Raw genomic sequence first — 22,459 nt, 5'->3', positions numbered from 1 at the left:
CCTGCTTCCAGTACACAATTGCATGAATACACGTGTCGATGTACTTTGGGTTTATGGAAACCCTCACGCACGCCCCGGTGCTGGCACGGTTCGGCTACGCGGTCTCTGACCCCACCCGGGCACGGATTCTCCTGGCACTGGCCGATGCGCCCGCGTACCCGTCGGACCTGGCCAATTCCCTCGGAGTCTCACGGCAGAGCATGTCCAATCACCTGACCTGTCTTCGCGGCTGCGGCCTCGTGGTGGCCGTCCCGGACGGCCGGCGGACCCGGTATGAGCTCGCGGACGCCCGGCTGGGCCACGCCATCACGGACTTGATTGGTGTGGTGCTGGCCGTGGATCCAGCCTGCTGCGCGCCGGACGGGACGTGCCTAAAATGATCACGGCACTCCAGCCCGCACCCACCGCGTCCCGGCGCGCCGTTCTGAGCCGTCGTATCCGCCTGTTCGCGGCCGCGACCATCACCTACAACGTCGTAGAGGCCGTCGTTGCCCTCTGGGCAGGCAACGTGGCTGATTCTTCCGCTCTGATCGGGTTCGGACTTGATTCGGTGATCGAGGTCACGTCCGCCGTCGCCCTGTCCTGGCAGTTTTCCGCCAAGAACCCTGAACAGCGAGAACACCTGACCCTGCGGATCATCGCGTTCTCCTTCTTCGCCCTGGCCCTGTTCGTCACGGTGGATTCGGTCCGGTCCCTGGCCGGAGGCGGCGAAGCGCAGCACTCCACCCCTGGCATCGTGATCGCGGCTCTGAGCCTGGCCATCATGCCGGTACTGTCTTGGCTCCAGCGCCGGGTCGGACGGGAACTCGGATCCAGGACCGCAGTGGCGGATTCCAAGCAAACGCTGCTTTGCACGTACCTCTCCGCTGTCCTGCTGGCAGGGCTCGTGCTGAACAGCACGCTGGGCTGGTGGTGGGCGGACGCCGGTGCAGCTCTGGTCATCGCCGCGATCGCCGTCCGAGAAGGCGTCAACGCCTGGCGCGGCGATCTCTGCTGCGCCGTTCCGCACAGCCACGATGCGCCCGAGACCGAAACGGACGAGTGCTGCCGGGCCCCGGAAACGTGCGCAGGCGCGAGCCACGAGGGTGGCCGCTCTAATTCGGACGCACGCGTAACACCGACGCGTGACGCTGAGGTGGCCGAGGCTCCCGGCTGCTGCGAAGGCTGTGGTTCCAGCACTGAACCGACGACTGTCAGCCTGTCCCTGGGCCCCGGGAACGGCTGAGCCATGGACTATGAACTGCGCACCATCCACGGCTGCCCGAACAGCGGTCCGGCCCTGGAACTGTTCCGTCAAGCCCTGGCAGCCGAAGGAAAAGACACCGGACGCATAACGGTCCGTGAAGTAACGTCCGAGGAAGAGGCCGGGGCGCTGCGTTTCCACGGCTCCCCGTCGTTCATAGCGGACGGACGGGACTTGTTGCCTGCCGAGTCCGCACCTGCCCTGAGCTGTCGCGTGTATCGCTTGGAAGACAGGATGGCGGGGCTTCCTTCCGCCGAGATATTGCGCACCGCCGTGCGTGGCGTCGGCTCAGACGCCTGAAGGATAGGCGGTTGCGCACCCCGCTGACCGGTGCCCGCCGGCCCGGACGATTCAAGATAATTCAGAGCTCGATGGCGGCCGACACGAGGGATCCCCCGAAGAGGACCATGAACGGGTCACGCATCGAGCCCTCAGGAGGCACCGACGGACCGGAACGTAGCTCCGCCGTCGGTGGAGACCACGATCCCGCTGGCCGTCGCGGCCCAGATCACCAACTTTGCATCCGGGCCCTTCACTGCAGCCACAGCCTGGACCGTGTCCTGGATTTCGCCCTTGCGGATCCAGGTCGCGCCGGCGTCCGCGGAGGAGTGGACCGTCCCGTCCGGTTCGACTCCCACCGCCTCGGCGGGGCCGGCGAAGGCGGCGAACTGGACCACGGGTCCGAATTCCACCCTGGTCCAGGTTTTACCGCCGTCGGTTGAGCGGCGGATCCCTTGTGGAATGGTGGCCAGGACAGTGTCGCTGGTGGGGTTACCGGCGAGGACGGCCGGGACGAAATCCGCGGCCCCCGTGGTCCAGGTTTTACCGTCCGGGCTGGTGCGCAGCGCTCCGTCGAAGCCGACGATCCCGGATTTGGTCGCGGTGAGCGCATGGAAGTCGGATTCACCCTGACGGGAGAGCTGTTCCCACGATTTACCGGCGTCGGTGGATCTGATCAGCCCGATCGGATTGGGAAGGCTGGAGCCTTCCCCCGGGTGTCCGGATGCGTAGAGGACGCCGTGGTCCGTGCCGCCGGTGAAACCCATCAGGTCGTTGGTGGCGCCGATTTTGGTGGCTGGTTGTTTCGTGACGTCGAACAAGCCATCGTGCGTGGCCAGAAGCACCTGGCCGGTTTCGCTGCTGACGCTCAGCCCGTGAACATGGGCGTCAGGCAGGCCGCTGCCGGTGCCGGCGGGTGAGGGTGCCGTCGTGCCGGAGGAGGGACTGCATGCCGAGAGGGCGAGGATGAGGCTGGCGCCGGCTGCCAGGACGGTTGCGGCGCGGCGCCAGGGACGGGAGGGGCGGGGCATGGGGACTCCAGGGATTCAGCCGGGGCAGGGCAACGGCGAATGGCGCCGGCCCGTGACGGGCCGGCGCCGGAGGACAGCGGTCAGAGGGTGGCCAGCAGGTCCTTCATTTCCTTAATTTCGGCTGTCTGTGAGGTCACGATTGCCTTACTCAGCTGGATGGCGTCGGGGTTTTTGCCTTGGCTGATTTCAGTCTGGGCCATCGCCACGGCGCCCTGGTGGTGGGCGATCATCCCGGTCAGGAACAGCTTGGCCGCTTCGGCGCCCTTGGCGGTGTTGAGCTTGTTCAGATCGTCCTCTCCCATCATCCCGTCGCCCATGCCATGGCCGGACGCCATCTGGGCCGGTTCGTTCCAGGTCCTGAGCCAGCCCGTCATCTGCTCGATTTCGGGGGCCTGGGCGGCTTTGATCTTGGTGGCGAGAGCGGTGATCCGGGCATCCATGCCCTGCTTTTTGAGCATCATGTCGCTCATCTCGACGGCCTGGGCGTGGTGCGGGATCATCCCTTGGGTGAACATGGTGTCCGCCGCGTTGTGGTCCGAGGCGGCCGGGGCAGAGCTCGAGGACATCCCCATCCCGGTTTGGCCCATGCCCGGCATGGAGCTGGAAGGTGTAGTTCCGGAGGTCCCGGCGCAGCCCGCAAGGGCTATGACGGAGGCAAGGCCAAGGGCAGAAATGGTCAGAGTTTTCTTCATGGAGTTCAAGTCCTTCAATCATCAAATCGGCGTTGTTGAACGCCTGCGGATAACACGCCCACAACCGGCCTGGACAGCCGGCAGGTGCGTATCGGGTAAACGGGGGCGCGCCGGGCAGGACACGGCGCAGCTTGGCCGTTTACGTCCGGCTGATCGAAAGTTGGCCCGGAGAAGGACTTCGCGGAATGAACCCGTACCCGATGGCGGGGGCGCCGGTGATGGGCCCGCCGCTGGAAGCTAGGGCTGTGGTGCCCGGTGGCGGAGCTGCCAGTGTCGTGGTCCCGGGAGAAGGGACGCAGTCCCCGCCCATGGCGGACATCATCGTGCACCCGCCGGTATCGGCGCATGACGGTCTTGGTGCGTGCGTGATACCCGGAGCTGCAGAGACGCCCTGGACGTTCGTGATGTCCGCGACGTGGCCGGGGTGCCCAGACGCCTGCATTGCATGCGGCGCCTCGGTCTCATGACCGGTGGCCGCCGCCGGCATGTCACGCGTGCCGGTCATGATGTGCATGCCCAAAATGCCGACGATGATCGCCAGCAATCCCGCGAGAAGGGTGGCCCGGAGGAGGAACGCCCTGGCGCGGCGGGCGGAGATGGCGGTCATGGTGTTCCTCCTTCCGCGCGGTCTGGTTGGCTTCAAGATTACCGGCCCGGGCGGCGCCGGGTTCAGCGGAACGGGGCGGGATTGAGTTTCAGTCCGCAGCAGCTGCGCGTTCAGGGCCACGACGATGGTGGAAACGGGCAGCAGCACGGCCCCGGCGGCAGGCGAGAGGACGACCCCGGCGAGAACCACTTCACTGACGATACCCAAAACATACCCATAGGGGGTATATTTGGCAAGCAAGTCGGTTGTGACGTTCCCACCCCGCGATGCAAAGTCAGGTCCCTCCGCGGGGCCCAAACCAGAAGCGGTGCAGACGACTTCTGAAACTGACAGTTCCGGGCCATTGCTGGCCCGGGCCATGTACGTAAGACCCGCACGATGAACCACACGGTAGATCTTCGTCGATCACGGTTTTACGGGAGCGAACCGGGTGCGCCTCGGGCCCCGTGAAGCGATGGCGGTGTGTCGGGCCGGCGATACGCTCGTGGCGACCAAGCTCGATCGGCTGGCGCTCCCTTTCTGATGCCAGGGACATTGCCGACGAGCTGACGGGCAAAGGGGTTGTGCTTAGTCGCGGCGGCAACAGTCACGACCCGGCTGACCCGGTAGGCCGGCTGCTGTCAACGTTCTGGGAATGGTGGCCGAGTCTGAAGCGGATCTGATCCGGACGCACCCGCGAAGGGATGGCGGTCGCAAAAGCGAAGGGGCGCCTGAAAGGCAAGCAGCCAAAACTGTCCAAGCACACCACGCCGAAACCACTGCCCGGCACGTCGCAGCCGTCGCCGGGAGCGTGCGCAGCGCCAGCTCCGCAGGATGCCACAGGCTCCTGAAAGAAGGCGGGGCGGGGGCTGGGGGCTGATGCGGCCGAACTGGCCGGACTCCTCGCAGACTAATCCTTTCAGGTGGCCGTCCCGTTGCCGGGGCGGTCACAGGTGGCGGACCGCCATTCGCACGCTCAGTGCCGGCGACCGGGGCGCGCGGCCGCCGAAGTCAGCGACGCCGAATGGAGACCCCGGGTGCTGAAGGAGGGTTCGCAGGGCTCACCCAGGAAAGGGCGTCCGCTGGCGCGGCCGGCTGTGGGTCCAGTACCGGCTCCGCAGGGCTCCGCCGCCTCTGGCCCAGTTCTGTCTACGACGTTTGGCTGCTGTCCTGTCGGATTGTACGTGTCCGCTCCGGCCGGTCTAGCCCCTCCTTCGTCGGGGCCTGCGGTGAGGAATTCTTCGACGGCGCTCCTTCGTCGCTGATTTCCTTACGAAGATTTCCGCCCCTTGCCCTGCGGGTAGACAGGCCTCCGTCGGCCACAGCTCCGCAAGCTTCGCCAGCAGCCAAAACAACGGGGGAGAAGGGGAGCTGGCCGGTCATCTGAACCGCCCCCTCACCGGCCAAACAACATGTCCCGCGCCCACACCCGTTTCCGCCGCTTGACAGACATAGAAGCGTCGCCTGGAAGACTTGTTTGCCGCTGATGCGCATGTTGAGGTGGAGGCCACGTGGGGCATCTATCAATGCATGATTGCTGCCTACCGGGAGAAAGACAGTGCCCAAGGCAAGATGCTCATGCAGGCCGTGGTTGACTCCGTCAGCACTGGCGTGCCGACTGCGCTCACTGAACTCAAAACACTCGGCCGGACCCTGAAACGACGAGCCGATGATGTGCTGGCCTACTTCGACCGGCCAGGGACCTCAAACGGTCCCACTGAAGCGATTAATGGAAGATTGGAACACCTCCGAGGCTCTGCCCTCGGCTTCCGCAACCTCACCAACTACGTCGCCAGATCACTGCTGGAATCAGGCGGATTCAGACCGAAACTACACTCTCAATTCTGAAGAGCCCCTTTACCGCTGAGTTCGTCAACTCGGGCAAGCAGTCCAAGTCTTCCGTGGTCTTGACTCCGGAATTGCCGGCGGGCTGGACACTCAAGGCATCAACAGGTGCAACTGCTACAACGGTTGCCGGCGGAGCCAGCGTCAAGGCCACCTTTGTTGCCACGCCAAGCGCTACGTCTAAGGGCGGACCCGCAGTTATCAAGGTCACCGCCACGTACGAGTCCAATGGAAAACAGAGCGTCAGCAGCGCCAACACTATTGATGTGGCCTACGGTAGCCTAGCCAGCGCCTTCAATTCCGTCTCGGTCACCACTGTGGCTAACAAGTCCTTGGGTGATTTCGACGGCGGCGGGGCCACATTCTCTGCTGAGCAGTTGGCGTCAGCGGCCATCCCCGCCGGTGGAGTCACCCCCGGCAAGACTGTCACCGTGAACGCCGGCAAAGCTACTCAAGTGGATTACACCTGGCCCGAAGCTGGCCCGGATGTCCCCAATGCTGCGGCGTTGAATGGCCAGACTATTGCGGTCAAGGGCCAAGGAACCCACTTGTCGGTGCTTGGTTCAGCTGCGGTTGGTGCCGGAATTAGCCCCACCCTGACGCTGAACTACGCGGACGGAACTTCAGAACAGCAAAGTATTTTCTTCCCCAACTGGCTCCAACCCTCTCAGCTGAACGGCGCCGTCGTCGCTATTTCAGAGGCGGGACGCAACAACGCGAGCGGGCCCTCGCCGGAGTACACACAATACAAGTACCAGGTGTTCTCCAATGTGTTGCGCCTGAATTCGAACAAGGAATTGGTTTCCGTGGTTCTGCCCACCGAGGGGCGGGTGAAGTTCTTTGACTGGAAGGTCACTACACAGCCGATGCCCGAGGTGCCACATGGTGAGGTGTATGCCTCGGAAACGCCGTGGCTTGAGGCGAGCACCGGCTGGGGTGTCATCGGCAAAAACGTTGCCAATAAGGACGACGAGAGCTCACCGGACGTGCCGCTGACCATCAACTACACGGATCCGGCCACGGGCAAGCAGCCCACATATGCCAAGGGTTTGGGGGTGCATGCAGTCTCCAAGATCACGTATTACCTCGGCGGGAAATGCAGCAAATTTACCTCGGAGGTGGGCCTAGAGAGTGGTTTTGCCGGGACCATCATCTTCAAGGTGAAGGCCGATGGGGCGGATAAATACCAGTCCAGAACCTACACGCCGGGCTTCGCGCCAGAATCTGTGTCGGTGGATCTGACCGGGGTTAATTACGTGGACCTCGTGGTTGAACCGTCCGGCAGTATCGACGGCGCCCACGGGATTTGGGGGGATGCCAAATTCATGTGTGCTCCCTAGTTTGAGGCTGTGATCTAGCCTGGGCGGCGGTTGGTGACCTGATGGTTGCTGGCCGCCGTACTTGTATTGCTGGAGCCGTCAGGTAGCAATGTCGGTGAGTCAGGGCATAATGACGAGCGTGGGGAAAACACTCAAACTTCGGTCCATCACCATCGCCCTTACCGCCGCCTTTTTGGCTGCCGGGCTCAGCGCGTGCGACGACGGCCGCGCCGGTGCGCAAGATGCCGCCAAGGCTTTGGTTGGCGCCCTGTCAGGGCTCGACGTCGGCAAGATCGCGTGGGAAGGCAAGGAACCGGCGGCAGTAAATGAGCAGGTCAAAGCCGTTTTTGCGGCACTTGAGCCGCAGAAGCCAACCGTTTCGGCTGGCGACCTCAAGCTCGACGGCAGTACCGCCACAGTTCCGCTGAACTACGTATGGCAGGTCCAAGGCAACGAGTGGAAGTACTCCACGTCCGCGCGGCTAAAAAAAGATGGTGATGCGTGGCGGGCCGAGTGGAGCCCAAATGTGTTGTTGCCGGACCTTCAGGACTCCGAAGTCCTTGCCTTAAAAACCACTGCCGCACCGCGCGGCAATATTTTGGGTGCACGCGATGAGCCCCTAGTTATGGACCGGCCCGTCCTCAAGGTTGGGATCGACAAACAAAAGGTGGACGCCGCGTCCCATGAGGCCTCTGCAAAGGCGCTAGCTAATTTGGTGGGCGTGGACCCGGCCGAGTACGCCGCGCAGCTCAAAGCCGCCGGGGCTCAGGCTTTCGTCCCGGCAATCACCCTGCGCGATGACAACAACAGGACTATTACCGACCAACAGATCGCGGCCATTCCGGGCGCTATTGCGCTCAAAGATTCCCTGGCCCTGGCGCCCACCCGTGAATTTGCTCGTGCCGTTTTGGGAACCGTGTCAGAAGTTTCAGCAGAACAGATCGAAAAATCTCAGGGCGCCCTGAAAGCCGGTGACATGGCCGGCACCAGCGGCCTCGAAGCACAATACGATTCCCAATTACGCGGCATAAATGGTGTCAGCGTAGTGCGCCAGCCGGCGGGTAAGACCGCCGCTGAGCTGGCAGCCCTCCCCCAAGACCCACGCGTGGAGGTTTTCGCGAATGCTCCAGCACCCGGCGTCGCGCTTAAAACCACCTTGGACGCGAAGCTGCAGACGCTAGCCGAAAACACGCTCACTTCGGTGGGACCAGCATCGGCGATCGTCGCCCTGCGTCCGTCTACGGGTGATGTACTCGCAGCGGCGAGTGGCCCAGGGAGTAACGGCTACAACACCGCAATGCTGGGGCAATACGCGCCGGGGTCGATTTTTAAGACGGTAGATTCCCTCGCCCTATTGAGGAAGGGGAAAACCCCCGATTCTAAGGTGGACTGCCCCGCTACCCTCACGGTGGACGGCAGAAAGTTCAAAAACGCCGAGGGATATCCCAGCACTTCGCTAGGATCAGTGACCCTACGGGATGCATTTGCCCACTCCTGCAATACCGCGTTTATTAACGCCCGCACTGACGTGGATCAGGCCCAACTTGAAGCCGCTGCGGTGTCTTTGGGGATTGCTGTTGAGGCACCAACACTTGGAGCTGACGCCTTTTTGGGTTCAGTTCCCGGGGAAGCTGAGGGCACCGAGCACGCAGCTTCCATGATTGGTCAAGGCAAGATCCTGATGTCCCCACTCTCTGCAGCCATGCTGGCCGGTGCAGTGGCCAAGGGCGCTCCCGTCCAGCCGCGGCTCGTGCTCAACCCGGACGCCGCGTCCACCTCCGGAAACGCAACAGCGTCCGCTTCAGCTTCTGCCGAAAACCCCTCAGCCACGGCCAGCGTTTCAGCACAAAGCCCCGCCGCCACGGCGACCAACCCGGTCACGAAAGACGAAGCGGCCAAGCTCGCTGACATGATGCGTGCAGTGGTGACCAGCGGTCACGCCGGATTCCTCGCTCAAGTACCGGGTGCCCCAGTGGGTGCCAAGACTGGGACAGCTGAATTCGGTACTGACAACCCGCCCAAAACACATGCGTGGATCATCGCCACACACGGCGACCTTGCCGTCGCCGTATTTGTGGAAGACGGTGGTTTAGGCGCCACAACCTCTGGCCCACTGTTGCAGAAGTTCCTTACGGCTGCGGGCTAATAGTGCACAACTGAACCGAGACCTTCGGGCTGAGCGCAGGGTAGCTATTGCGCAGTTCTGTGTGGAGAGCATCGGCAACAGCTCGGACCACAGCTGGTGCCGGTAGTTCCTCGCTCACGCCGATCCGAACGGTGATAGCTGCTGCGGCATCACCTATTTCTAAAGAAAGCAACTGTTCTACCGCTACGGCCTCCCGGCCCAGAACCTGCCGGGCCCCGGCGCGAAGAAGCGTCCACACAGCGGCTGGCGGAAACACATCCACAACTGCCGGAACACCCTTGACTACACGAAGGACTTGCTCGTGTGGGTTGGCCGGGGCTGGAACTGTTTCCATTGGTTCAATGGCCTGCGGAGACATAGTCGTCCTCCTTTTGTTCTACGCCACCGGTGATGTCATTAACTGTGATGTTGATGCCTTCGATGTTTAGTTCCGTATGTGTTGCGAGTGCCTGGGCTACGGCGCTGCGAAGGGACCGCGTGGTCTCAGTAATTGTGTGTCCCCAGATGGCTGTCACAGTGATGTTGATGGTGATGAGCTCGCCAAGAACCGTCACATCACCGACTAGCCTGCAGCGGCCAATCGCGATTCCGGCAACAGCGTCCCCGGCCGAGCGGATCAAAGCGATCACGGAACCTTCGGTTTGGCTCAGCGCATCGCTTTCGCGGCTGGAAGCGAGCGGAATGCTCCGGCCCGCCTTGGTTTCCAGGTTCAAATTGCTCAACATTTCCTCCAACCAAGACGTGTCAGGGCCGCCGGCTTCCTCGGTTTCATGGGTAATGAGTTCCTTGGTGAACCCATTAAGTTGTTGCAGTGCTGCCACTCGGTGGCGGCACTGCGGGCACTGGCGAATGTGAGACTCAAGCCCGGCCGCAGGGCTTCCGGTGGTGCTCGGTGCGTCCGTTTGCAGGTGCTCGCTGAGTTGTTCCAGCGTGACACCGCACTCGGGTGTGTTGTCCATGGGTGTTGTCACCGCCAGGCCTCCATTTCCGTCAAGAGCGATGTCCGGGCCCGTGCAATTCGGCCGCGGACACTATCCACACCGATGCCTAGGGTCTCGGCAATTTCTTCGTAGCTGTGACCGCCCATTTCACGTAGTACCCAGCATTCACGCTGGGCGGCAGGTAGGCGATCCAAGGCTTTTGTCAGTGCCTCAACCCCGGCCCCGGCAACGGCGTGGCGTTCGGGACCGGCACCCAAATCGGCGAGGTGTCCGCCGTCGGGCTCTAACGGTTCGTGAGGTTTCCGGCTCCGCAGCAAAGTGATGGCGCGGCGGGCGGTAATGCGCATCATCCAGCTTTTGACGGCTTTGGGGTCCTCGAGTGAATCGAGCCCGTTCCAGCTTTGCAGCAGCGATTCTTGCACCACGTCATCGGCGTCAGCGGCGGATCCGGTGAGTCTGCGGGCGTACGCGCGCATCAAAGGTCCGTACCGGCGAGCCAATTCGCCAAAAGCGAGGGCGTCGTCGTCGGCCGCCCGTTCGGCCAACAAGTGGTCCGGGGCATGGGACATCCAGTCCTCATGAACCTGGCTGGGCGGCACAGTCCTCCTCGATGGCCAGTTGGTTCCCGGCGCTTGTTCGTAGTCTGCCACGTGATGGCCCTAGTTCACGCGAGAGGAGCTGGCCACGCTGCTGCGCAGCCCGCGCCGGAGCCGGATAAGCACGGGAAAGGACTCGCCCAAAAGCTGGTCCAGTCCGCTAATTTGCTGTTCGACGGCGGTACTTACGTCCCGCGGTGAGGTGCCTTTGCGTGGTGTCACGTCGATGCGTAGACTGCTGCCCTTCCCAAATTTCCAGCCGCTCACGTTCACGTTGAGGATGGCCGGGTGCTCGGAAAGGCTGCTCTTAATGGCCTGGGCGGCAAAACTGGTGTCGATTGTTGTAGTACCGCTGAGGCCCTCTGAGTGCTTGGGTGAGGTGTGCTGCTGACCAAGGTTACGAACCCGGCCACTGCCCTGGCGTCCAATCCAACGGATCAGCAGCAGGGCAACCACCAGTGCAACAACAATCAGTGCTGCTGTCCACCAACTGCCGGGCAATACTGAGGGGGACGGTCCGGTAATGGGTGCGGCGTTGAGCTGCTCGCGAAGCTGCGCCCAAAGACCTTCCCCAGTGGAGCTCCAAATGTTGGCTACATCAGGGTTGGTGGCAGCGAGGCTCGCCACCACGGAAAAGCTCAACAGGACCATCCCGGTGAGGCCAAGGGCCATACGGTTGATGATGCGGGGGGAGGTTCTCATTGCCCAAGGGCTCCTGATTCGTTAATCGTCACGCGAGCATCCAAAGGCGTGTTTAGCCCGTATCGGTTGATCTCGCTGCTCACTGCGTCCTGTATCTGCCCAGCGTCCACCCGCACCCCGGAGGTTGGACGTACTTGGACCCGGGCGGAGCGGCGATCCACAGTGGTGTGAATTTGATCCTGCCCAAGATTGCCGGCGAGGCTCGCGGTCCGGGCCACGGCGGAGGCAATCACTTGATCATCAACCACCACGGCTGAGCGTTCACTGTTCAGTGCTCGCTTGCCGCCATTGCCGGGACTGAGGGCCAGCCACAAGAGCAACAGCCCAAGAATTCCAGCTCCTACCGCGGCCGCCACTATCCCTGTGGGGGATAGAACGGCAGGTAACTTGAGTAGATTTTCTAATGCGACAGAGGGCTTCATCACCAGGGCGCCGGACCCTGTCCAGAGAAGAATTTGACTCACCACGAACCATAGGATCAGCACTAACAAAACCAATGCCAAAACAATGCTGGCTCCAGACCGCGGTGAACGCAGGGCTAGGCGGCGCAGCGCTTGAATCCGGTAGCTGGGGTTCATCGTAGCGGTGCTTTCTCTTCGGTTCCGGAGCCGAGGATCCGGAAATCAATCCGGCTCACTGTAGAACCGGACAATTCAGTAAAACGATCGCCAACGTTGGTGCGCGCACTTTGGGCGCGTTCGTAAACAGTGGCCCGCCGGCTAGTGCTGAGCGCAGAATTCTCGGCCGTGAGTTGCGGGATCGGTAACTGGACGTTGACGCTGATGGCGACCCTGCCGCCGTCGTCAGCTAATTTGGCTCCCGCCTTGCTGCGGTCGATGCCAAAAGCCTCGGCGGTCAGGGCCTCCGCAAGCCGGACTAACGCTGTAGTACTTATACGGGTGTGCCCGGCTGTAAGCTCCCTGGTCATGATGAGGAACGGCGGCCGAGCAAGGCGCTAATTCCAGCGCCGAGATCAAACCGTCCGCGACTCAGCCGAGGCACCAGAGCACCGATCAGCATAAAAACTGCCACCAAAACGAACCCCCAAAACCCGAAGGACAGTGCGCTGAGCGCCAGAACGGCACCCAGCAGCGCACCAGTTACTTGCGGACTCATGCGAGCTTCTTCTCAGTGCCGTTCGCTGAAGTGCTCTCGAGTGAGCGTTCGCCAGCAGCGGGGTGAGACTTCTTGGCCGAGGTTTCGCTGTTCTCATCATCGTCATTGGGGACGTGAACATCGGTAACGGTGATGTTGACCTCTACTACCTCCAGGCCAACAATCTTGCCGACCTGGCTGGTGATGGCCTCGCGGACCTTGTTGGCCACGTCTTGGAGCGGGTGCGGGTACTCAACGATCATGGACAAGTCCACGGCGGCCTGAGTCTGACCCACCTGAACGGAGATTCCCTGGGTCAGGTCAGTCTGGCCCACTGCATCGCGGAGAGCGCCCAAAGCGCGTGCCGCGCCGCCACCTAAGGCGTAAACGCCCGGGATGTCACGGGTAGCAATTCCAGCGACCTTGGCAACAACCGAATCTTCCACAGTGGTGGTTCCACCGTTTGAAACAGCCTTGGATGCAGCCGTTTTGTTCTGCGAGGAAACTTGCTGAGGTGAAACGCTTGAAGTGCTCATCGTTTTGCTCCTTATGATCTGACTGTTCTGCGCGGCCGGAAGTGGGCCGCTATAAGTAAGACGCCACGAGCACGGAATTCCTCACGGGCTAATTCATGTGATCTGCGCCACCTGGTTGATCCTCGTATGAATGATGCTTTGAACCGGCAATGACCGGCAGGCCCGCGGCCACCCGTACGATTGACGAGTGGCCCACATTGATATTTCCGGCATTGACTACTTCCTTTCCGATGGCACCCAACTCCTGAACGGCGTGACCTTTAAGGTCCCGGACGGCACCAAAACCGCCCTGATCGGCCCCAACGGAACCGGAAAGACCACACTCTTCCGCATCATCGCGGGCGACCTCGTAGCCGATGAAGGCGTGGTGGGCCGTTCCGGAAACATGGGCATTATGCGCCAGTTTGTGGGCCAAGTCCGTGACGAATCAACCGTCCGCGACCTACTGGTTTCGGCAGCGCCACCGGCACTCGCAGCCGCTGCGAAAGCCGTTGATGACGCTGAACTAGCCATGTTGGAACACGACGACGAACCCACACAGATGCGCTACGCCCAAGCGATCGTGGATTGGGGAGACGCCGGTGGGTACGACGTCGAAACCGTGTGGGATGAGGTCTGTATGGCTGCGCTGGGGGTTCCGTTTGACCGGGCACAGCACCGCCGCGCGTCGACCCTTTCCGGAGGTGAGCAAAAGCGATTGGTGCTCGAGGCACTCTTCTCAGGTCCCGACGATCTGCTGCTTTTGGATGAGCCGGACAACTATTTGGACGTCCCTGGCAAACGCTGGCTTGAGGAAAAGCTCAACGAGTCCCGCAAAACAGTGTTTTTTATCAGCCACGACCGCGAACTTCTTAATAACGCGGCGGGGCGAATTGTCACCCTTGAGCCCGGCATCAATGGTGCCAGCGCATGGGTGCATGGTGGAGGCTTTGGCTCCTACGTTGACGCCCGCGCAGACCGGAACGCGCGCTTTGAAGAGCTACGCAAACGTTGGGATGAAGAGCACATCAAACTCAAAGAGCTCGTCAACATGTACAAAAACAAGGCGGCGTTCCGCTCTGACATGGCCAACCGGTATCACGCAGCTCAAACTCGGCTGGCGAAGTTCCTTGAAATTGGCCCACCCGAGGCTTTGCCCATGGAACAGAACGTGAACATGCGGCTCAAGGGTGGCCGGACGGCCAAGCGCGCCGTAGTGGCAGAAAAGCTTGAGCTGACGGGGTTGATGAAGCCGTTTTCCACCGAGATTTGGTTTGGCGACAGAGTGGGAGTGCTTGGCTCCAATGGGTCCGGCAAGAGCCACTTTTTGCGGTTGCTCGCCACGGGCGGTACGGATCCTGAGCGCGAACATTTGCCGGTGTCCGAGGTTGATATAGCGGAGGTGCCGCACAACGGTGTGGTCAAACTGGGGGCCCGCATCCGGCCTGGCTTCTTTGCCCAAACCCATGTCCGCCCGGACCTTTTAGGCCGCACACTGCTGGATATTTTGCATCGTGGAGACGAGCACCGTTCCGGCCTGGCCCGTGAAGCCGCGGCTGGCGCCTTGGATGGTTACGGTCTGGCCGGGCAGTCTGAGCAGAAATATGAATCCCTATCCGGTGGGCAACAAGCCCGCTTCCAGATTCTGTTACTGCAGCTTTCCGGGGCCACCTTGCTGTTACTGGATGAGCCCACTGACAACCTTGACCTGCATTCGGCTGAGGCCTTGGAGCGGGCCATCGAGCACTTTGAAGGTACAGTCCTAGCCGTCACTCACGACCGCTGGTTTGCGCGTACTTTTGACCGGTTCTTGGTGTTCGGATCGGACGGGAAAGTCTATGAATCCGCCGAGCCTGTGTGGGATGAAAAGCGAGTGGATCGCAGGCGGTAATTTTCGGATTCTCGTCCCGATCCTTGAAGCAGTTGCATAGAGTGGACGGGTGACTTCTTCCCCTCAATTGCGGTCGGCCGCGATCGCCACCTTTGTTGTGTTTGCCACCAACGGTTTGGTCTTTGCCAGCTGGGCTTCGCGAATCCCCGCGGTGACTCAAACCTTGCACCTCACCGCGGGCCAAATGGGGTCGCTTTTGCTGTGTACCGCCATCGGTTCGCTGCTTGCATTGCCCACCGCCGGTCTGGTGATTGGGCGGATTGGAACAGCGAACACCATGCGCGCCGCGGGCGCCTTGGCGGCGTTGGCGGCTGTGGGGATTTCAGCGGCTCTGTGGCTGGAATCGGTGCCGCTGACCGCCGTCGCACTGTTTTTTATGGGTATTGGTATTGGCCTGTGGGATGTTACCCAAAATATTGAGGGCGCGGACGTTGAGCACCGCTTGGGGCGCACCATCATGCCGCAATTTCATGCCGCGTTCAGCGGCGGGGCCTTTATTGGCGCGCTGGCCGGGGCCGGGTTGTCCCATCTAGGTGTGGGTTTGCCGCTCCATTTGCTGGTAATTGCTGCCGTGGTAGTGGCAGTAGGTGCCGTAGCGCCACGCTACTTCCTGCCACACCAGCCAACACCAAAAACGGACGACGCCGGTGCCTCCAACCGCGGGCCCAGTGCCTGGAGTGAGGGCCGGACCATTTTGATTGGTGTGGTGGTTCTGGGGGCAACGTTGACCGAAGGTGCCGGAAACGATTGGATCGCCAAGGCGGCAGTGGACGGGTTGCACACGAGTGAATCCACTGGCGCGCTCCTGTTTGCCGTATTTGTTGCAGGAATGACTGCGGTGCGCTTTGTGGGTGGACGGTTTATTGACCGCTTTGGCCGGGTTCCGGTGTTACGGGCAAGCATGATTGCTGCCGCCGCAGGCCTGGCGCTTTTTGTCTTCACTTCCACGCTGTGGGTCACCGTGATTGGTGCCATCTTGTGGGGCGCCGGTGCTGCCCTGGCCTTTCCTATGGGTATGTCTGCAGCGGCGGATGATCCCCGCCGCGCAGCTGCACGAGTCTCTGTGGTGTCCACGCTGGGATACATTGCTTTCCTGGCCGGGCCACCGCTTTTGGGCTACCTCGGGGACCTGACCGGAATTCGGATGGCTCTGTTGGCCATTGGTGGGCCGATCCTCTTGGCCCTCCTTCTTGCTGGCGCGGCCCGGCCCCTGACTTCAGAGTCCAGCAACGCTCCCACCGTTTAGCCGTCATCCTGGCGGACTAGTGGATTAGCCGCAGAATCATCCGCGCGGTAGACGATTCCTTCCTTTCACCTCGGTAGCGTGGAGGTAGACCCCGGAATGCTGCGATTGATGCACCGCAGTGCAGCCGGCGTTTCCCAGCAGGTCATTGAATGGAAAGGAACCCGGCGATGATCGAAGTCAGCAATCTTTACAAAAAGTACGGCGAGAAAACTGCGGTGGACGGTGTCAGTTTTACCGTCCAACCGGGCAAGGTCACAGGCTTTTTGGGCCCGAACGGTGCAGGAAAATCAACCACCATGCGCATGATTATGGGGCTGGACAAACCAAGCTCGGGCGAGGCCATCATCAACGGCCATCGCTACGCTGACTTACGTTCACCCTTGCATGAAGTGGGCGCACTCTTGGACGCCAAAGCCGTGCACACCAGCCGTAGCGCGTACAACCACTTGCGCGCCATGGCCGCCACTCACAACATCCCCACCTCACGGGTCAACGAAGTTATTGAAATGACTGGCCTGAGTGACGTTGCCAAAAAGAAGGCTGGTGGATTCTCGCTAGGCATGGGCCAACGGCTGGGTATTGCCAACGCACTCTTGGGTGACCCACAAACACTGATCTTGGATGAACCGGTTAACGGTTTGGACCCAGAAGGTGTGCTGTGGGTTCGTAACTTGGCCCGCTACTTGGCCGGCCAGGGTAAAACAGTGTTTTTGTCCTCGCACTTAATGTCAGAAATGGCACAAACCGCAGATCACCTGATTGTGATTGGCCGTGGCCGCATCATTGCTGACGCTCCCATGGCCGAGGTCATCAAGGGCACCAGTCAGCGCCAGATTCTGGTCCGCACACAACAAGTGACGGAGTTGAGCGCACTTTTGGCCCGTGCAGGCGTGACAGTTACCCAGAAGCAGAGCGAAACCATTGAAGTTGCTGGGCTAGAGCCTCAAGAGATCGCCCAGCTGGCCCTGGACAATCGAGTTCTGGTCTACGAGCTCACACCACAAGCGACGTCCCTCGAGGACGCCTACTTCCAACTGACCAAGGATGAGGTTGAGTACCACTCTCACCTCGAGTCCACCCCGGAAGGAAAGTAACACCATGTCTTCAACGGTTACAGCGAATAGCACTGTTCCCTCCTCAGCCGGCAAGCGCGCCCAATCCGGTGTGAGCTTTGCTGGTGTATTGCGTTCCGAGTGGATCAAACTCTGGTCGCTGCTCTCTACCCGCCTACTGATCCTCATTTCCTTCGTGGCTATGGTGGGAGTCGGTGTGCTTTCGGCGCTGGTGCGGTACACCTTCCTTAACAATCAGGCAGAACAAGCCCGAGCTCAGGGTATGGAATTGACCCAAGAGCAGCTATCTCAAACCATGCCTGCCGGCTCGGGCCTAGAGCTATACAACCTTCCGAATGCGGGAATGCAGATCGGTGTTCTTGTATTGGGAACCCTTGCGGTGATGTTTATCGCGAGTGAATACTCCACAGGCATGATCCGCTCCAGTGTCACTGCGGTGCCCAAACGTCTCCCAGTCTTCGCGGCTAAGGCGATCATTTTGGTAGTGATTTCCTACATTCTGGCCGCCATTGCCGGCGTCGTAACTTTTGCCCTCTCCAAGCCCATGTTTGCTGCTCTGCCGGTGGACATGGACTGGAGTACGGATGGGGTGATGTACTCGGTCTTTACGGGCGGACTTTATGTTGCTGGCGTGGCCCTGATCGGTTTGTCACTGGGTACGCTGCTGCGTAATTCGGCTGGTGGCGTGACGGTTCTGATCGCTATTTTCTTTGTGGTCAGCATTGCCGCGGGCTTCCTGTCTCTGGTGCCGGGGGAGTTTTGGAAGTACGTTCCCCAGTACTTGCCCGCTGAGAGCGGCGGAAGATTCCTAGCCCTCGGGCACGCGGACGGTGTGGTTGATCCAGGACTAGCTGGCTTGATTTTCCTGGGTTGGGTGCTGGTATTTGTGATCCCGGCAGTCGTTCTGCTCAAGAAGCGCGACGTTTAGAGAAGTCAGTTACCGTGAAGCACCAAAAAGCAGCGGCTGGACCCGGTACCTTCTTGGCGCCGGGTTCAGCTGCTGGGGCGGCAGTTGCCAGCACTTTCGCTGAAATTAGCGCGCGGCGACGGGGCAAAATTCGCCGCTATTTCTTTGAACATCCACGTGTTGTGGATGCGGCCGTAGTGGCGACTTATGTGCTTCTGGCGCTATTGAGCTTGGCGAGCGCTGCCACGGAGTCGCATCTGATTTCACCGTTCGCCATGGCAGGGATTGCTGTGGCGTTGTTCTTCCGGAGACGTTGGCCCGTCCCGGTTCTGGCAGTGGTGGCGGCGCTGGAAGTTGTCTCGGCTATCGGCAACTTCTGGGGCTCGAATGTCAGTTCTGGCCTGTGGTTTGCCCTGTATGCAGTAGCCGTGGTGTATCGCCGAGTGACCGCTTTGATAGCCACCCTCGTGGCCTCCCTGCCGCTGGTGCTGAGTTATTTTTTCTTCGCTTCATTGCCGGACGTTGTTGTGGAGGCTGGCTCGTGGGGCCGATCCGATGAGGGCATTCGGCCGGAGAATTTGGGCTATGTGGTGGTGGTTGTTGCTGTCACGATTATGCTCTCCAACGTGATTGCCGCTGGAGTGGGAATGGCCGTAAAGCAGCGCCGCGAGCATGAGGCTGAGGTGGCTGCGTGGGCTACCCGAACGGCTGAGCTGGGGGTCTTGGGGGAACGCAACCGGATTGCCCGGGAGATGCATGATGTTGTTGCCCACTCCCTCACGGTGATGATTTCACTCTCCGATGGTGCCTCCGTGGTGATGAAGAAGTCTCCGGAGCGGGCTGCAGAGGTTCTGGCGGAGTTGTCCCGGACGGGACGCACAGCGCTGGCGGACATGCGCCGGGTGTTGGGGGTACTGCGGGAAGCGGCCGACGGCGACACCGCACCGCGTGGGCCCCTCACCGTTGCGGGGGATCTAGAGCGGATGCTGGAGGGTTTCCGGACGGCCGGATTGCCACTGCACTACTCCTACACAGGCCCAGCTTTGCCGGAGGACACTGCCTTTAGGCTGACCGTGTACCGGATTGTTCAAGAGTCTCTTACTAATTCCTTGCGGTATGCCCGGGGGCTGCGCAGGGTTGACTTGGTGATTGCGCGTGTTGATAACAGCGTGACTATCCGGGTGGATGACGACGGTGCGCGAAGCGATAATTCTTCCCAAGGGACGGGCCGTGGGATCGCCGGAATGCATGAACGGGCCGGCATATATTCGGGGTCGGTTAAGGCTGGCCCCAAAACTGGCGGTGGCTGGAACGTCACGGCAGTACTCAACTACCAAGGAGATTCTGCATGATGGATAGCGAAGACTCGTTTGAGGGCCGTGGTCCCATCCGGATTCTGTTGGTAGACGATCAGCCCTTGCTGCGGATGGGGTTCGGCCTCATCCTGGAGGGTGAACCGGATTTGCAGGTGGTGGGTGAGGCCTCCGATGGTGCTGAAGCGGTTCGTCAGGTGGCTGCGTTAAATCCGGACGTAGTGCTCATGGATGTGCGGATGCCGGTCAAGGACGGAATTGAAGCTACCCGGGAGATTGTGGCTTCGGGCGCTTGCGCACGGGTGATTATTCTGACCACCTTTGACCTTGATGAGTATGCCTTCTCGGGATTGCAGGCTGGGGCTTCGGCGTTTTTGCTCAAAGATGTGGCGCCGGAGGAATTGGTCAACGCAGTCCGCTTGGTTGCGAGTGGCGATGCCGTAGTGGCGCCTCGTGTGACGCAAAGATTGTTGGAGACGTACGTGCGGCGTGAGGGTGGAGTGCCCGGCATTGGCGCGGCGCGCCGGGATCCGCTGCTGGACGACCTAACCCCGCGTGAGACTGAGGTCCTGCGGACGCTCGCTGAGGGGCTATCCAATGCGGAAATCGCTGCGAAGTTCTTCCTTTCCGAAGCCACGGTGAAAACCCACGTGCGCCGGATCCTGACCAAACTCCATTTGCGTGACCGGGTTCAGGCAGTTGTGTACGCGTACGAGACCGGCCTAGTGGTCCCGAGCAACCCGGACTACTAGCGCCGAGTGGGTAGATAACGGCCCTTAGAACTCCGTGTAAACGACGTTATCTACCCACTCGGCGAGCTCCTAGGCCAGAACCTACGGACTCAAAGCAACTCACGCGAAGCAACGGAAAAGGAGATTCGCTGGATGACTGAACTGAGTGTCGGCGCGCTGCACCACGTTGAGCTGTGGGTACCCAACTTTGCGAGGGCCGAGGAAGAGTGGGGTTGGCTGCTGACAAAACTTGGCTACCAGGAATTCCAAAACTGGCCCAAGGGGCGGAGTTGGCGGCTTGGTCCCACTTATCTGGTGCTTGAAGAGTCACCGGATTTAAGCGGCATCGCTCATGAACGCACGCTTCCAGGCCTGAACCACCTTGCCTTTCACGCAGGCACAGCGGCGCAAGTAGATGCACTGGCCGCCGAGGCCCTTGAGCACGGTTGGGCCGCTATGTTTGCCGATAAGTATCCATACGCCGGTGGTGCTGGAAATTACGCGGCTTTTATGGAGAACTCCGATGGTTTTGAAGTGGAGCTCGTTGCCGCGCCGCTTCCTTTGCCGAATGGGTAGATAACGTCGCTTTGAGGAAGTTCTAAGGGACGTTATCAACCCATTCGGCGGAAGGGGGCAGGAAGGGGAGCGGGATTGTTGGCACCAGAGCGCTGGATCATGCTGGTGAGTGAGGCACTCGTCACGTGACCAAAGTGCTTGATAGACAACTTTCGTTGAGTGAAAGTGCGTTCCCTTGTGAAAACACCCTGTAAAAGCTGCGTAACTTTGGGGCAGGTGCACCAGTGGATCCGCTGCCCTCGCACATAGTGTGAGAATTCGATGTGGCCCACAGCACACGCGAATACCGCGAATGATGCTGATGGGGTGTGAATAGCGATCTATGGAGTACCCGTGCAAGCTCAGCAAGAACTCTCGAAGACTTTGAAACCGAGGCACCTGTCCATGATCGCCATCGCTGGCGTGATCGGAGCGGGCCTGTTTGTTGGTTCCGGCGCTGCAATTCAGCAGGCTGGGCCGGGCATTCTTGTAGCCTATGCCGCTGCAGGCATTGTGGTGATTCTTGTGATGCGAATGCTCGGCGAAATGGCCGCAGCCAACCCGGAAACCGGCTCATTCTCCACCTACGCGGACAAAGCTTTGGGCCGATGGGCCGGCTTCAGCATCGGCTGGCTCTACGCCTGGTTCTGGATCATTGTGCTCGGTATCGAGGCCACGGCCGGCGCTGCGATTATGCACCGGTGGGTTCCAGGAATCGATCAGTGGGTGTGGGCGCTGCTCCTGATGGTCGTCTTGACGTTGACCAACTTGGGTTCCGTAAAGTCCTATGGCGAATTTGAGTTCTGGTTTGCCTCGATCAAGGTGGCGGCAATCGTTCTGTTTCTCCTCTTTGGTATCGCCGCCATCTTGGGCCTAATCCCCGGCGTCCCGGCTCCAGGCCTCAGCAACCTTGTGGACCACGGCGGTTTCTTCCCCAACGGCCCGGGCGCTGTTCTAGCTGGCGTTCTTGTTGTTGTCTTCTCCTTCTTCGGAGCAGAAATTGCCACCATTGCTGCCGGCGAATCCGAGAATCCCGTGGATGCCGTCAAAAAGGCCGTGAAGTCTACTGTCTGGCGCATTTTGGTGTTCTACATCGGCTCCATCGCCATCGTTGTTACCCTCTTGCCGTGGAACGATGCTTCCGTCGCCAAGAGCCCCTACGTTGCAGTGATCGAACTCTTCGGCATCCCCGGCGCCGGCACCATCATGGACATCGTGGTGCTGACCTCAGTTCTCTCCTGCCTGAACTCCGGCCTCTACACCGCCAGCCGGATGCTCTTCTCCCTCGCACGCCGCGGTGACGCCCCACAGTCCTGGACCCGAATATCCAAAACTGGCGTCCCGGCGTCGGCCGTTCTAGCCTCTACCGTGGTGGGCTTTATTACCGTTGGCCTGAACTACATCGCCCCGGACACAGTGTTTCTGTTCCTGGTCAACACTTCCGGTGCCATCGCCCTGTTTGTGTGGCTGGTTATTGCAGCCTCGCAACTGATTCTCCGCAAGCGCATGGGTGCTGCAGCTAAAGCATTGCCGCTGAAAATGTGGGCCTTCCCGTACCTCACGTGGCTCGCCATCATCGCCATTGTTGCCTTGCTTATTGGCATGGTGATCCTGGAGGACACACGCGACGAACTCCTCCTTTCCGTAGCCTTGGCCGCGGTTGTAGTAGGGATCGGCGTCTGGCGTTACCGCAAGGGCAGCAGCCAAAACGCACGTGCCGACGAGGCCGCACGCGTAGACGCTGGCGTCTAAA

24 protein-coding genes and 3 pseudogenes are annotated in these 22,459 nt (G+C 60.8%); 16 read left to right on the top strand and 11 right to left on the bottom strand.

Translation table 11 applies throughout. The features are described from left to right. Positions 1–53 precede the first annotated feature (53 nt). Genes ACQQCD_RS06470 through ACQQCD_RS06460 form a run of 3 tightly spaced genes read left to right on the top strand, consistent with a single transcriptional unit; the run spans position 54 to position 1,543 of the window. Positions 54–380 carry an ArsR/SmtB family transcription factor gene (locus tag ACQQCD_RS06470; protein ID WP_400599940.1) on the top strand — a complete coding sequence of 109 codons (327 nt, stop codon included), beginning with the start codon at positions 54–56 and terminating at the stop codon, positions 378–380. Beyond that, positions 377–1,225 carry a cation diffusion facilitator family transporter gene (locus tag ACQQCD_RS06465; RefSeq protein ID WP_430267763.1) on the top strand — a complete coding sequence of 283 codons (849 nt, stop codon included), beginning with the start codon at positions 377–379 and terminating at the stop codon, positions 1,223–1,225. The genes ACQQCD_RS06470 and ACQQCD_RS06465 overlap by 4 nt, the downstream gene beginning before the upstream one ends. A gap of 3 nt (positions 1,226–1,228) precedes the next feature. After that, the gene (locus tag ACQQCD_RS06460; protein WP_430267592.1) at positions 1,229–1,543 is read left to right on the top strand and encodes a hypothetical protein; all 315 of its coding nucleotides are present in this window, start codon (positions 1,229–1,231) and stop codon (positions 1,541–1,543) included. A 131-nt stretch (positions 1,544–1,674) separates the two neighbouring features. Here ACQQCD_RS06460 and ACQQCD_RS06455 read toward each other — a convergent pair whose 3' ends face one another. The 3 genes from ACQQCD_RS06455 to ACQQCD_RS06445 all read right to left on the bottom strand — a co-directional run bounded on the left by ACQQCD_RS06455 (position 1,675) and on the right by ACQQCD_RS06445 (position 4,239). Next, complete coding sequence (locus ACQQCD_RS06455) at positions 1,675–2,553, bottom strand: F510_1955 family glycosylhydrolase (RefSeq protein WP_430267591.1); 879 nt, start codon at positions 2,551–2,553, stop codon at positions 1,675–1,677. Positions 2,554–2,633: 80 nt separating this feature from the next. Continuing rightward, on the bottom strand, positions 2,634–3,245 hold the full coding sequence (locus tag ACQQCD_RS06450; protein ID WP_430267590.1) for a DUF305 domain-containing protein: 612 nt from the start codon (positions 3,243–3,245) through the stop codon (positions 2,634–2,636). Between the two features lie 139 nt (positions 3,246–3,384). After that, positions 3,385–4,239, bottom strand: coding sequence for a hypothetical protein (locus ACQQCD_RS06445; RefSeq protein WP_430267770.1), 855 nt, complete (start codon positions 4,237–4,239; stop codon positions 3,385–3,387). Between the two features lie 7 nt (positions 4,240–4,246). On the opposite strand from ACQQCD_RS06445, the pseudogene ACQQCD_RS06440 reads away from it, so the two are divergent. The 5 genes and pseudogenes from ACQQCD_RS06440 to ACQQCD_RS06420 form a co-directional block, all read left to right on the top strand. Further along, positions 4,247–4,592 (top strand): annotated as a pseudogene (locus tag ACQQCD_RS06440) (recombinase family protein); the annotation flags it as partial. Beyond that, positions 4,592–4,696, top strand: a pseudogene (locus tag ACQQCD_RS06435) (DNA-processing protein DprA); the annotation flags it as partial. The pseudogenes ACQQCD_RS06440 and ACQQCD_RS06435, both read left to right, overlap by 1 nt. A gap of 590 nt (positions 4,697–5,286) precedes the next feature. Continuing rightward, positions 5,287–5,679 (top strand): annotated as a pseudogene (locus ACQQCD_RS06430) (transposase); the annotation flags it as partial. Beyond that, positions 5,568–7,016: an NPCBM/NEW2 domain-containing protein gene (locus tag ACQQCD_RS06425; RefSeq protein ID WP_430267762.1), complete on the top strand. Its 1,449-nt coding sequence runs from the start codon at positions 5,568–5,570 to the stop codon at positions 7,014–7,016. The pseudogene ACQQCD_RS06430 and the gene ACQQCD_RS06425, both read left to right, overlap by 112 nt. A gap of 109 nt (positions 7,017–7,125) precedes the next feature. After that, on the top strand, positions 7,126–9,141 hold the full coding sequence (locus ACQQCD_RS06420) for a penicillin-binding transpeptidase domain-containing protein (RefSeq protein WP_430267589.1): 2,016 nt from the start codon (positions 7,126–7,128) through the stop codon (positions 9,139–9,141). Here ACQQCD_RS06420 and ACQQCD_RS06415 read toward each other — a convergent pair. The 8 genes from ACQQCD_RS06415 to ACQQCD_RS06380 are packed head-to-tail and all read right to left on the bottom strand — an operon-like array spanning position 9,125 to position 13,011. Continuing rightward, positions 9,125–9,499 (bottom strand): hypothetical protein, encoded by a 375-nt coding sequence (locus ACQQCD_RS06415; RefSeq protein WP_430267588.1) that lies wholly within the window; start codon positions 9,497–9,499, stop codon positions 9,125–9,127. The two genes, ACQQCD_RS06420 and ACQQCD_RS06415, sit on opposite strands and share 17 nt — an antisense overlap. Next, the gene (locus ACQQCD_RS06410; RefSeq protein ID WP_430267587.1) at positions 9,480–10,112 is read right to left on the bottom strand and encodes an Asp23/Gls24 family envelope stress response protein; all 633 of its coding nucleotides are present in this window, start codon (positions 10,110–10,112) and stop codon (positions 9,480–9,482) included. Before ACQQCD_RS06410 ends, ACQQCD_RS06415 begins: the two co-directional genes overlap by 20 nt. Continuing rightward, positions 10,109–10,681, bottom strand: coding sequence for an RNA polymerase sigma factor (locus tag ACQQCD_RS06405; RefSeq protein WP_430267586.1), 573 nt, complete (start codon positions 10,679–10,681; stop codon positions 10,109–10,111). The genes ACQQCD_RS06410 and ACQQCD_RS06405 overlap by 4 nt, the downstream gene beginning before the upstream one ends. 60 nt (positions 10,682–10,741) lie before the next feature. After that, the gene (locus ACQQCD_RS06400) at positions 10,742–11,380 is read right to left on the bottom strand and encodes a hypothetical protein (protein WP_430267585.1); all 639 of its coding nucleotides are present in this window, start codon (positions 11,378–11,380) and stop codon (positions 10,742–10,744) included. After that, positions 11,377–11,958, bottom strand: coding sequence for a hypothetical protein (locus ACQQCD_RS06395; RefSeq protein ID WP_430267584.1), 582 nt, complete (start codon positions 11,956–11,958; stop codon positions 11,377–11,379). The genes ACQQCD_RS06400 and ACQQCD_RS06395 overlap by 4 nt, the downstream gene beginning before the upstream one ends. Then, positions 11,955–12,308 (bottom strand): hypothetical protein, encoded by a 354-nt coding sequence (locus ACQQCD_RS06390; RefSeq protein WP_430267583.1) that lies wholly within the window; start codon positions 12,306–12,308, stop codon positions 11,955–11,957. Before ACQQCD_RS06390 ends, ACQQCD_RS06395 begins: the two co-directional genes overlap by 4 nt. Next, positions 12,305–12,496: a DUF2273 domain-containing protein gene (locus tag ACQQCD_RS06385; RefSeq protein WP_430267582.1), complete on the bottom strand. Its 192-nt coding sequence runs from the start codon at positions 12,494–12,496 to the stop codon at positions 12,305–12,307. The genes ACQQCD_RS06390 and ACQQCD_RS06385 overlap by 4 nt, the downstream gene beginning before the upstream one ends. Beyond that, a complete protein-coding gene (locus ACQQCD_RS06380; RefSeq protein ID WP_430267581.1) occupies positions 12,493–13,011 on the bottom strand; it encodes an Asp23/Gls24 family envelope stress response protein in 519 nt (172 codons plus the stop codon). The genes ACQQCD_RS06385 and ACQQCD_RS06380 overlap by 4 nt, the downstream gene beginning before the upstream one ends. Positions 13,012–13,198: 187 nt before the next feature. On the opposite strand from ACQQCD_RS06380, the gene ACQQCD_RS06375 reads away from it, so the two are divergent. The 8 genes from ACQQCD_RS06375 to ACQQCD_RS06340 all read left to right on the top strand — a co-directional run bounded on the left by ACQQCD_RS06375 (position 13,199) and on the right by ACQQCD_RS06340 (position 22,458). Continuing rightward, entirely contained in the window at positions 13,199–14,881 is a 1,683-nt protein-coding gene (locus ACQQCD_RS06375) for an ATP-binding cassette domain-containing protein (protein WP_430267580.1), read from the top strand. A gap of 49 nt (positions 14,882–14,930) precedes the next feature. Further along, the gene (locus ACQQCD_RS06370) at positions 14,931–16,127 is read left to right on the top strand and encodes an MFS transporter (RefSeq protein WP_430267579.1); all 1,197 of its coding nucleotides are present in this window, start codon (positions 14,931–14,933) and stop codon (positions 16,125–16,127) included. 167 nt (positions 16,128–16,294) lie between these two features. Continuing rightward, the gene (locus ACQQCD_RS06365; protein ID WP_430267578.1) at positions 16,295–17,221 is read left to right on the top strand and encodes an ABC transporter ATP-binding protein; all 927 of its coding nucleotides are present in this window, start codon (positions 16,295–16,297) and stop codon (positions 17,219–17,221) included. Positions 17,222–17,225: 4 nt separating this feature from the next. Next, a complete protein-coding gene (locus tag ACQQCD_RS06360) occupies positions 17,226–18,128 on the top strand; it encodes an ABC transporter permease (RefSeq protein WP_430267577.1) in 903 nt (300 codons plus the stop codon). A gap of 14 nt (positions 18,129–18,142) precedes the next feature. Further along, the gene (locus ACQQCD_RS06355) at positions 18,143–19,459 is read left to right on the top strand and encodes a sensor histidine kinase (RefSeq protein ID WP_430267576.1); all 1,317 of its coding nucleotides are present in this window, start codon (positions 18,143–18,145) and stop codon (positions 19,457–19,459) included. After that, complete coding sequence (locus ACQQCD_RS06350; protein ID WP_430267575.1) at positions 19,456–20,172, top strand: response regulator; 717 nt, start codon at positions 19,456–19,458, stop codon at positions 20,170–20,172. Before ACQQCD_RS06355 ends, ACQQCD_RS06350 begins: the two co-directional genes overlap by 4 nt. A gap of 132 nt (positions 20,173–20,304) precedes the next feature. Then, complete coding sequence (locus ACQQCD_RS06345; protein ID WP_430267574.1) at positions 20,305–20,727, top strand: VOC family protein; 423 nt, start codon at positions 20,305–20,307, stop codon at positions 20,725–20,727. 333 nt (positions 20,728–21,060) lie between these two features. Continuing rightward, complete coding sequence (locus ACQQCD_RS06340; RefSeq protein WP_430267573.1) at positions 21,061–22,458, top strand: amino acid permease; 1,398 nt, start codon at positions 21,061–21,063, stop codon at positions 22,456–22,458. The last annotated feature ends 1 nt before the right edge of the window (position 22,459 follow it).

Origin of the sequence: Pseudarthrobacter sp. J1763 (assembly GCF_050490295.1) — a bacterium.
Lineage (GTDB): Bacteria > Actinomycetota > Actinomycetes > Actinomycetales > Micrococcaceae > JBNPEO01.
Note: the sequence above shows the minus strand (reverse complement) of the source record. Positions and strands in the feature narration are given on the sequence as shown.